Source organism: Psychrobacter sp. UBA6291, assembly GCF_002439405.1.
GTDB classification, from domain to species: domain Bacteria; phylum Pseudomonadota; class Gammaproteobacteria; order Pseudomonadales; family Moraxellaceae; genus Psychrobacter; species Psychrobacter faecalis.
The window spans coordinates 1-10,768 of sequence record NZ_DJUD01000007.1; the positions used below are offsets into that span (position 1 = coordinate 1).

Annotated in this window: 9 protein-coding genes; 4 read left to right on the forward strand and 5 right to left on the reverse strand. The window is 42.5% G+C overall.

Translation table 11 applies throughout. From position 1 onward, the window contains the following. Positions 1 to 35: 35 nt before the first annotated feature. The gene (locus B3R91_RS00710; RefSeq protein ID WP_102077430.1) at positions 36 to 767 is read right to left on the reverse strand and encodes an FKBP-type peptidyl-prolyl cis-trans isomerase; all 732 of its coding nucleotides are present in this window, start codon (positions 765 to 767) and stop codon (positions 36 to 38) included. Positions 768 to 1,182: 415 nt separating this feature from the next. On the opposite strand from B3R91_RS00710, the gene B3R91_RS00715 reads away from it, so the two are divergent. Beyond that, the gene (locus B3R91_RS00715) at positions 1,183 to 2,934 is read left to right on the forward strand and encodes a mechanosensitive ion channel (RefSeq protein WP_286795840.1); all 1,752 of its coding nucleotides are present in this window, start codon (positions 1,183 to 1,185) and stop codon (positions 2,932 to 2,934) included. Between the two features lie 257 nt (positions 2,935 to 3,191). Here B3R91_RS00715 and B3R91_RS00720 read toward each other — a convergent pair whose 3' ends face one another. Continuing rightward, positions 3,192 to 4,487, reverse strand: a complete 1,296-nt coding sequence (locus tag B3R91_RS00720) for a hypothetical protein (RefSeq protein ID WP_286795843.1) — start codon at positions 4,485 to 4,487, stop codon at positions 3,192 to 3,194. A gap of 246 nt (positions 4,488 to 4,733) precedes the next feature. Between B3R91_RS00720 and B3R91_RS00725 the strand changes: the two genes are divergently transcribed. Further along, entirely contained in the window at positions 4,734 to 5,516 is a 783-nt protein-coding gene (locus B3R91_RS00725) for an SDR family NAD(P)-dependent oxidoreductase (protein WP_286795845.1), read from the forward strand. Positions 5,517 to 5,638: 122 nt separating this feature from the next. Here B3R91_RS00725 and B3R91_RS00730 read toward each other — a convergent pair whose 3' ends face one another. The 3 genes from B3R91_RS00730 to B3R91_RS00740 form a co-directional block, all read right to left on the reverse strand. Next, positions 5,639 to 6,334 (reverse strand): lysophospholipid acyltransferase family protein, encoded by a 696-nt coding sequence (locus B3R91_RS00730; RefSeq protein WP_286795847.1) that lies wholly within the window; start codon positions 6,332 to 6,334, stop codon positions 5,639 to 5,641. A 160-nt stretch (positions 6,335 to 6,494) separates the two neighbouring features. After that, the gene (gene parE / locus B3R91_RS00735; RefSeq protein ID WP_286795849.1) at positions 6,495 to 8,378 is read right to left on the reverse strand and encodes a DNA topoisomerase IV subunit B; all 1,884 of its coding nucleotides are present in this window, start codon (positions 8,376 to 8,378) and stop codon (positions 6,495 to 6,497) included. A 110-nt stretch (positions 8,379 to 8,488) separates the two neighbouring features. After that, positions 8,489 to 9,154 (reverse strand): YqiA/YcfP family alpha/beta fold hydrolase, encoded by a 666-nt coding sequence (locus tag B3R91_RS00740; protein ID WP_286795851.1) that lies wholly within the window; start codon positions 9,152 to 9,154, stop codon positions 8,489 to 8,491. A gap of 197 nt (positions 9,155 to 9,351) precedes the next feature. On the opposite strand from B3R91_RS00740, the gene B3R91_RS00745 reads away from it, so the two are divergent. Both B3R91_RS00745 and B3R91_RS00750 read left to right on the forward strand, forming a co-directional pair. After that, positions 9,352 to 9,612 (forward strand): DUF1289 domain-containing protein, encoded by a 261-nt coding sequence (locus tag B3R91_RS00745; protein ID WP_286795854.1) that lies wholly within the window; start codon positions 9,352 to 9,354, stop codon positions 9,610 to 9,612. Between the two features lie 144 nt (positions 9,613 to 9,756). Then, the gene (locus B3R91_RS00750) at positions 9,757 to 10,650 is read left to right on the forward strand and encodes a pirin family protein (protein WP_286795856.1); all 894 of its coding nucleotides are present in this window, start codon (positions 9,757 to 9,759) and stop codon (positions 10,648 to 10,650) included. The last annotated feature ends 118 nt before the right edge of the window (positions 10,651 to 10,768 follow it).

The window sequence follows — 10,768 nt, forward strand, 5'->3', positions numbered from 1 at the left end:
CACTTGGTGTGTTAATCTAAGAAACTAATAACGCCTTATTTTACTTTTAATAGCTCAACGGTAAAGATAAGGGTGCTGTTTGGCTCGATACCAGCATTACCCGCTTCGCCATAAGCGATATCAGATGGGATATAGAATTCGTATTTGCCACCCTCTTTCATCAACTGTAGGCCTTCTGTCCAGCCAGCGATGACTTGGTTTAATGGAAATTCAATCGGCTCACCGCGCTCATAAGAGCTGTCAAATACCGTACCATCAATCAATTTACCTTCGTAGTTGACTTCGACCACGTCAGTCGCTTTTGGTGATTTGCCAGTACCAGCGGTCAATACTTTATACTGTAAGCCAGAAGCGGTGGTTTTCACGCCTTCTTTTTTACCATTTTCTGCTAAGAATGCCGCACCTTTGGTTTTGTTATCTTCAGCTTTGCCTTCCATCTCTTTGACGAACTTTTCTTCTTGTTCTTTTTGATAAGTCATCAACACTTCTTGCATTTGCTCTTGCGTCAATGCTGAGTCTTTACCTTCGTAGCCATCGCGGAAGCCTTTTTCAAAGGTATCAAGGTTCAGATCGCCGACCGCTTCTTTATTACCTTCTGCCATCATATAACCCAAGCTGTAACCCACTTTTTCATTGGCTGGGCTTTTTTCAGTCACTGAAACGCTTTTGCTGGCGCTTTCTTTATTGCCATTACTAGCATTACAGCCGGTAACTAATAACATCGCACTAGCAAGGGCACTAATGCTTAAGGTAGTAATTTTTTTCATAGAATACTCTCAAATTGTAAGGATAGTGGCGAGATGTCACATTCTTCTATCATAGCAAATCTTAGTTTTAGGAGCTACGATTCCCTTGAAATTATCGGTCAAATGTACAGTCTGTGTTAATATCTGCCGCCAAATTAACAACTTATCACACAACTATAGTAAGCCGTTAAGCTTTCTGTCTTTAAATACCTCATTACATCAGCTAAGCTAAATTGGTCAAAGTAAGAAGTAACAGAACGTAGATTTTGTTAACAATCTGCACAGAATGTTAGTAGGGTCTTATAAAAAACACTTCTTGAATAATATCAATTAAAAATATTAATAATTAGGTATGGGTTCGTTACCAATAATTAGGCTCATATTGTAGAGCAGAGATTATTTGATAAGGAATGCATGATCATTAAAGGAGGACAGGATGAATCCAATGTATACATCGTTCAACGGTTATCTGGGTGGCCCTATTGGTTCCATCATCGGCGCTATTTTAATTTTTATCATTGGTTGGCTTGTGGCACTGGGTATCGCTGCCCTTGTACGTGGTGTGTTGTCAAAAGTAAATCTTAACCAACGCATGAATTCTTCAACCGGTAAAAGCTACGATTTAGAAGGCATTATCTCCAAAATCGTTTTCTGGTTTATTTTCATCATCGCCATCGCTGGCGCGTTAAGTCAATTAAATCTGAATTCTATCTCAACCCCATTTGCTAATATGGTCAATCAAGTCTTGACCTTTATTCCAAACCTTATCGCCGCGATTGCTGTTGGTGTGATTGGTTGGGTCATTGCGACCGTTGCGCGTACTGCCATTAACGCAGCATTAGCAAAAACATCAATGGATGAGCGTTTAAGTGCCAAGGCAGGCGTAAAACCAATGAGCAGCACCATTGCTGATATGGTTTACTGGTTCATCCTTTTGGTTGTATTGACCATGGTACTTGGTCAGTTAGAGCTTGATGGTTTATTTGCGCCATTGACCAATATGGTTGATAAAATCTTTAGCTTTATTCCTAATATTCTTATTGCTGGTGTGGTCTTCGTGGTGGGTTATATCATCGCCAAAGTCGTACGCGGCATTGTGACCAACTTAGTTTCTACTTTCGATGTACAGAAGCTTGCATCAAAAGCAGGTCTAAGTGAACAAAACAGCTTGCCTAATATCGCAGGTTCATTAGCGTTTTTAGTGGTTATCATCCCAACGATTATTGCCGCTTTAAATGCGCTAAAAATCGATGTGATTGCGCGCCCTGCAACCAACATGTTGAACAAAATCATGGAAGCGTTGCCAAATATATTTATGGCAGCAGCGATTTTAATCGTGACCTTCTATGTAGTACGTATGGTCGCTAACATCATCAAAGGTTTGATCGAAAATACTCAAATCAACCAATTACCTGCGAAAGTTGGTCTGCAAGAAACCATGGGTGATAAGAAGATTTCTGATCTTGTCAGTTATGCAATTATCTTCTTTGCCATGCTATTTGCTGCGATTGCCGCCGCTGATCTATTAGGTTTCGAGCCTATCTCAGCCATCATCGCTATGTTTATTGCTTTTGGTGCCAATATTATTTTGGGCGCAATCATTCTGTTCATTGGTTTTTGGCTTGCCAATATCATCGCTGGTGTCGTTGAGCGCTCTGAACAAGGTTCGCAGTTCTTAGCAAACATCGTACGTGTCTTAATCATGGGCCTAGTATTGGCGATGGGTCTAAAAGCGATGGGTATCGCTGATTCTATCGTTAACTTAGCATTTGGTCTAACCTTAGGTGCGGTTGCGGTTGCATTTGCCCTATCATTTGGTCTTGGCGGTCAAGAAGCAGCTGCTCGCTTCCTCCGTAAAATGCAAGATAAGATGGACAGAGAACGTGACGAAGCAAAAGCGAAATCTGCTCTGACGCCAAACTCATCGACGCAAGATAAAGTTGCCGCGTCAGTGCGTGAGAATACGCCAACGGCTAAGCCTGCGACTACGTCAACTCCTGATATTCATACCGATATCGTTGATACAACACGAGTGAATACGGACACTATCAATACTTCTGACATCAACAACACTGCCAATACTAACGTAAATAACAACGTTAATGATGGTAGTATCACTGATGATGATATTGCTAATAATAACATCCTGCCTGGTAGCGGTTTATACGACGATACCAATAATAAATAAGCAGTGATTATATTTTAAGTACAAAAAAGACAGCCTAGGCTGTCTTTTTTTATACGCGTTTATAAATATTTTTAACAAGGTATGGTGAGTGAAAAGCAATATCGATACATCATTCACTGCTGATATTAATTTTTCTTGCTTGCTGTGCCTGCGCAGACAGAGGCTACAAAAAACTGATATCAGCAATACCTTAGCGTTTTTAGGATATTTTGACTATAGCTAGAACAAAGCGCATTTTATGTTTGGTTCTGCTCCCACTATCGGTTTAGATTTTGCTGTTGCAGCTGCTGTATTTGTTTGGTTAGCTGGCGCTCGCGTTGGCTCATGGCAGCAACTGGCTGTATCCATAAATCAATATCGATAAAGGTCTCATTCGCCTCATCAATGAAATCTATACCGAGTACAATCACGTGATGCAGCTCCGCTATCGGTAAGCGCGTGGCCACATCCAAAGCGATTTTCGCAAGGTTTGGCTGTATGGTTTGTTTACTATGTTGCCCTTTGACATCTTGCCCATAAAATATCAGCATATAATGCCGACCTAAAGACTCATAAGAATGATGATGGACGACATAGCCTTGTTCTCGTAATTGCTGTTGTTGTTTGGGATGTTTATACAAGGTACCAATCAGCTCATGCCGTGAAAACAAAGACTCATCGAGTATTTGCTGCTGCCAATATGCAAGATTTATTGCCGAGAAATCTTGCTTATTCTTTTTTTGCCCATTATCGCTATACCGCTTTAACATTTGGCTAATCATTTGCGACCATAACACAGCCGCTTGCGCCATACGCTGCTGATACATTTGGCTGGTGGTACTCTGACTTTTTTGCGCTAGTGCCATCGCAATCAAGGCGGAATTTGGCTTATCTTGCATCTTATATTTAATCAGCGCGTTGTCTATAGCGATAGCTTGCGCAAATACGGCAGGGTTATTTAGGAAATCAGCAATCATCGCCTCTTCAGACTTAAGACTATCTATACGGCTATTATCAGTATGTTGCCACTGTCCTAAACGATATTGTAAAAATCGCCATAGCTCGCATGGCGTATGTAATGCCCTTAATATCAATTGCCAATCATGCCAGCCAAACAGTTGCAATGGCAGTTCGCTTGCATGTATTTCTGAACTTAAACTGTCTATAAACGCATTGCTAATAAGGTTATTTTTTACACGTTTACTTGTGTTCTGATAAATGTTTCTAAATTGAATATCAAAAACCACAGCATATGTCGTCGCTTCTATCTTATCTTTGTACCTAGTTAAATAGTCGTTGCGCCATGCCGAAATCGATTCAATAGCCGTTTTACGTACGTTTTCAATATGTCCTGCGACAATATCTTCAGGTAAATAAATGCTTAGATTTAATAGCTGCAACTGACCTAGGGGCAATTGATAGTCATATTTTTGCGCCTTATATTGGCCGTTATAACTAGTAACAAGCGCTTGAATAGTAGGCAGTTCAATCTCTAATACTTCAGATTGCAGGTAACAGGCTAACTCATCGCCAAGATAACCTTCATCAGATATCACCGTAGTCAAATTGGACACAGCCGCAACCTTTTCTTATTAAATAAATATAGCAATTTATACCTTGTCATAACTTTTAGCGATAAATTGAACAACATAAACGCCATTATACCTAGTCGCATTCATCGCAGTGAGTTGTTATGATGACATAAAAGCTAGCAGCTTTGCACCGCGTTTACTGGGCTATAAATTGCCACAGCACTTATGGGCTTGCTTAATATTTTCATTTATATAATAACACTCGTATGATAACAAGGACTGAACATCATGAAACGCTTTAAAGAAAAAACCGTCATCGTCACAGGCGCAGGCTCTGGTATCGGCCGCGCAACCGCCATTCGTTTTGCTCAAGAAGGCGCCAATGTGGTGTTAGTTGGACGCACCGCTGCCACCCTAGAGGAAACAGCAAAAGCGTTCCCACAAGATCGCACTTGGATTCATACCGACAATTTTTTGACCATCGTCTGTGATATCAGCGTAGAGGCTCAAGTACAAGAAATGATGAAAAGAGTCGTCGATAAATTCGGCAAAATTGATGTCTTGGTAAACAATGCCGGCAAAGCCATGCAAGGGAAAATCACTGAGCTGTCTTCTGAAGATTGGAAATTGGCGATTGATGTCAATTTAAATGGCACTTTTTATGTCTGTCAGGCTGCCATGCCGCACTTGATTGCGAGTAAAGGCAATATTATCAATGTCTCGTCGCTGTCTGGCGTCGGTGGCGACTGGAATATGGCGGCTTATAATGCGGCCAAAGCCGGTATCAGCAACCTAACGCGTACGCTCGCGCTAGACCACGGCGCTGATGGCGTGCGCGTCAACGCTGTCAATCCAAGCGTGACAGCAACCGAGATGACCACCGCTATTCAAGACAACGACAGCAAGACTGATAAATTTTTGGACCGCTGCCCACTTAAGCGGATGGCGAAACCAGAAGATATTGCCGCTACCATTACTTTTTTAGCCAGTGACGACGCCGCGATGATTACCGGTGTTAATTTGCCCGTTGATGGCGGAGTCAGTGCTTCTAATGGGCAACCGCATTTTTAGTAGCCAATCACCTACTAGAACCACTTAATAGCAAACTTAAATGTTTAACATTAAAAAAGCCTCTGATAGTTGGGCTATCAGAGGCTTTTTGATTGCAATCGTTATTAAAAATTATAAAAGCGTTAGTCAGCTAAATGATTGATATCCTGTAGTGGCTGCGATAATCGCTCAGGATATCGCGGTACAACGCCGCGATACTGCGCATATATTTTTGGCAAATCGACGTCGATATCTCCTGTCGGATAGACGAGCGACATAAAGCGTATTTCTTTGGTTTTATAGTCCATCGCTACGGGTAAAATCGGCACGCCTGCCCCTAATGCCAAATAATAAAAGCCAGTCTTCCAGTCTTTGGTATATTGGCGTGTACCTTCTGGCGCTAAGCCTAAAAATAGCGGTTTGCCAGTTTTAAATTTATCAATACTCGCCTGCAGCACCGAGCCTTTATTACCACGGTCAATAGGAATGACGCCAATCCACTTTAACAGCTGTGCAAACAACGGCACTTTAAATAGCGTATGTTTGCCCATGATGCTGATTTTTAAATCTAGGGCAAATAAGCTTGGTATCGCATAAATACCATCGACGTTGGATGTATGCGGCAGCGCCAAAACCACCGCCTGCGGGATATTTGGAATCTCGCCAACGGTACGCCAACCTACTGCTTTTAACAATGCCGAGCCAATCTTTGGCGCAAACTTATTACCACGTTTTGGTACTAAATCACCCAGCTGCTTTTTGCTCAAACTTGGTAGTACTTTTGAGCGCGTAGGTTTAGAAGCAGCCGCTTTAGAACGCTTAAAAAATTTTGATGTCATGACGGCACCATATAGTAAAAGATACCTCTATAATACCATTAAGCGTCTGCTACTAGATTGAATTTTATAGGCTTTTATCACCTACCAGCTCACTTTTTTATGTACTTATATAAAGAAATATATGAATGAAAGTAAGGCGTGTGGACCTATAAAACCTTTCTTAGATAATCGCCAAATTACCTTTATGCTCAAGCCATGACTTACGATCAGACGCGCGTTTTTTGGCGAGTAGCATATCCATCACGCTATTGGTTAATATCATATCGTCCATATCTAGCTGTACCAATCGGCGGGTATCGCGGTTCATGGTGGTCTCGCGCAGCTGTTCGGCACTCATTTCACCCAAACCTTTAAAGCGCGTAATTTGGGCTTTTTTATTGCCCGGTACATTGGCCAATATGTGCTCAAGTTCTGACTCATCTAACGCATAATGTACCTCTTTACCAACATCGACGCGGTACAGCGGCGGCATCGCGACAAATAAATGACCGGCATCAACCAACGCTGGGAAATGCTTAACAAATAAGGCACAGATAAGCGTGGCAATATGTAGACCATCAGAGTCAGCATCAGCCAAAATACATATTTTGTCATAGCGCAGCTCGGTTAAATCATCCGACGCTGGATCAACCCCAATGGCAATGGCAATATCATGAATCTCTTGGCTTGATAATACCGTATCTGACGACACTTCCCACGTATTTAAAATCTTACCACGCAGCGGCAATATCGCTTGATAGTGACGGTCGCGTGCTTGCTTGGCACTACCGCCTGCCGAATCCCCTTCGACCAAAAACAGCTCTGCGCCATCCCGTAAATCACCGCGGCAGTCCGCTAATTTACCAGGTAGTGCTGGCCCTTGAGTAATTTTTTTACGCGCCACTTTTTTGGCTGATTTTAGGCGGCGACCGGCTTTATTAATCGCCAATTCTGCAATCTGTGTGCCCATCTCGGCATGTTGATTGAGCCACAAACTAAAAGCATCTTTTGCTAGTGTTTGCACCGCGCCCGCCGCTTCACGGCTAGAAAGCCGCTCTTTGGTTTGGCCAGAAAACTGCGGTTCAGAAAACTTCAGCGACAAGATATAGTTGACGCCATCCCAGACATCTTCGGCTGTTAATTTAACATTACGAGGCAGTAGATTATGAATATCGCAAAACTCACGTAGTGCCTCTAAAATACCGGTACGTAAGCCATTAACATGCGTACCGCCTTGCGCAGTTGGAATAAGATTGACATAGCTTTCTTGAATCGGCGTGCCACCATCCGGCAACCAAGACAAAGCAAAGGTGATAGCAGCACGCTCACCAGCTTTTGCTTCATGATTATAATAAAATGGTGCTTCTGGTAAGGTTTCTAAACCATCTAGCTGCTCGTTTAGATACTCAACCACCCCATCGGTAAATTGCCAAACCACTTTTTCATTATTGATATCATCGACAAACTCAATCGTCAGACCAGCGGCTAATACCGCTTTGGCTTTTAGATTGTGTTTCAGCTGCTTAACATTGAATTTTGGCGTATCAAAAAAACTACCATCGGCCCAAAACTTAACTCTAGTGCCACGCTTACGTTTATTGGGGCTTACTGTTTCGGTTAAAGAGGTCACCGCTGCGCCATTCTCAAAGGCCATCTCGAACTGCGTACTATCGCGCCAAACCGTTACTTCAACTCGCGTTGAAAGTGCGTTAACGACAGAGATACCCACACCATGCAGACCACCCGATACCTCATAGTTGGAAGTTGAAAACTTACCACCCGCATGTAGACGGGTCAAAATCAGCTCAATCCCTGATTGGCCAAATTCAGGATGGATATCAGTTGGCATACCGCGGCCATCATCTTCGACCGATAGCGAGCCGTCACTATGCAGCTGCACCTTGATGGTTTTCGCATAACCCGCCAACGCTTCGTCGACTGAGTTATCAATGACCTCTTGGGCTAAATGATTGGGGCGCGTGGTGTCGGTGTACATTCCAGGGCGACGGCGGACAGGCTCTAGCCCTTCTAAAACTTCTAACGATTGCGCATTATATTGACTCACAAATGCATCCTTAATTATTCATGTGCGATTAATTCTATTAACCCATTATAACGAAAAATAGTAGCCTTAAGGTCAATACTCATTTGCTTACGTCAGATAATGTCGTTCAGTTAAATCCGTGTGAGACTCTGCAGCATCTCAATCACCGTAGGTAATTGCTTAATAAAATCACTAAATCGATGATCGCCGCCCGTTTGCATCGTTACGCTTGCTCCTTGTGTTTGATAAAACTGTTTAGATAATTCAGGATTGAGCAGCTCATCTCCTTCCTTAATGAGAACAGCAATTTTATTAGGATAATTAACGGTTGATAGTTGGTGCGCTGCAAACCATTGCAAATCTATTTGAGTAATATCCCAACCGCCCGCTGTTGCATGAATAACCTGCTTGCCCAAATCCTCGTCTTTAACATTGTTTTTTAGCGCAAAATCTTTAGCAAACCGCTGCAAAGTAATATGCGGCTGGATGCTGGGGTTTAATAATAGCGCTGGGCAACCGGTATGATTGCTAACCACCGTAGAAAAATAACCGCCTAAGGAGCTACCGACCAGTACGGTAGAAAAAAATTTATTTGGCTTATCTTGCGCCTTTTTATTTTGACCGTCTAAACGTTCAATTAACGACAGGATTTGCTTAAAAACTTGCTCAGGAGTCTTGTTCAAATCAGGTCGTAATACCTTGATATCGGGATGATACTTTTGGCAATAATCCTCCAATAATTTGCCTTTCGTAGAGTTGGCATCACTGTCTAAGCCATGGATATAAATAATATTCACGTAGAATCTCACTGATTGGTTTTGTTATGATTGCTGTATATGGCGGTGCAAAACTTAGCATAGCACTGACGCCACAAAAACAGTAACGATAAAATGGCACAGTATTATTCGCTATTTGCGCCATAATAGTATTTACGGTGAGACGAGACAAGCAATCGGGCAAGTTAAAGGAATAACGTAATAGCGATGGAGCCGCCATGAATCAGCAGTTTGAACTGTTCGAGATTGCCAATCCATGCATTGGTGTTTGCCAAAGCAATAAAAAGGGCTACTGCTTTGGCTGCCTGCGTAGCCGTCCTGAGCGCCAGCTATGGCATGAGATGACGACCGAACAGCGCCGCGAAGTACTAAGGCTTATAGCAGGGCGTAGGCAACGTATCGAGCAGCTACGACAGCGTAAAGGCGAGCAATTGGGCTTTGATTTTGATGAGTCAATAGAGACAGGAAGATTGTTTTAACAAAAATGAAAGGTTAATATATACTTAATATTACAAGGTATTAATGTAAAAAAACTACATAGTATCCTATTGAAATTTATTTTATTATCACTATATACAAATAAATGAATATTTATAAACCAAATGGTTTTTAAGGATAATATAATGAATCATACTGTCACGCCTGATACAAAAGACACTGTGAAAAACTCGCGCCAAATTGAACACCTTTACGCTGGCGTCGATACCCAAGACGGTGCTGGGGTTAAGCTGACACGGGTACTGACCCAGCAGCTACAAGAGCGTCTTGACCCGTATTTGATGTTAGACAACTTTAAAAGCCATAATCCAGACGACTATGTTGCCGGTTTCCCCAATCATCCGCATCGTGGTTTTGAAACCATTACCTATATGATTACTGGCCGTATGCGCCACCGCGACAGCGCCGGTAACGAAGGGCTATTACAAAATGGCGGCGTCCAATGGATGACGGCGGCGAGCGGTGTGATTCATTCAGAATTGCCTGAACAAGAAAACGGCGCAATGGAAGGTTTCCAGCTTTGGCTTAACCTACCTGCCAAAGACAAAATGAATGACCCTTGGTATAAAGATTTCCAAAGTGACGATTTGCCAAAATATAGCACGGAAGATGGCGTAGACGTCACGGTAATTGCGGGTCAATCGCATGGTATTGAAGGCGCGGTCACACGCGATATCACTGAGCCGACTTATTTGGATATCCATCTACCAGCAGGAACGAGTTTTAGTCAGGCGATTCCGGCTGACCATAATGCTTTTGCTTTTGTCTATCGCGGTACCATAGAAATTGCAGGCGAAACGGTACCAACTAAAACCATGGCTATTCTTGAAAATAATACTGATACTGACGGCGTTACCATTACAGCCGATAGTAGTGAGGATACCAAAGTGATTTTAATCACTGGTCGCCCACTAGGCGAACCGATTGTGCAATATGGTCCTTTTGTCATGAACAGTCAGCAAGAAATCATGCAAGCGGTCACTGATTTCCAAAGTGGCAAGTTTGGTGAAGGCGCTTAAAATTTAGCTATTAGCTAAGCATTAGCCCTGTTTATTTAAACACTCTCTTGAAAGTTAAAGCCCGTATTAGTTCGCCAATACGGGCTTTTTTGATTACTTAGATTCAACATTGAAGTGC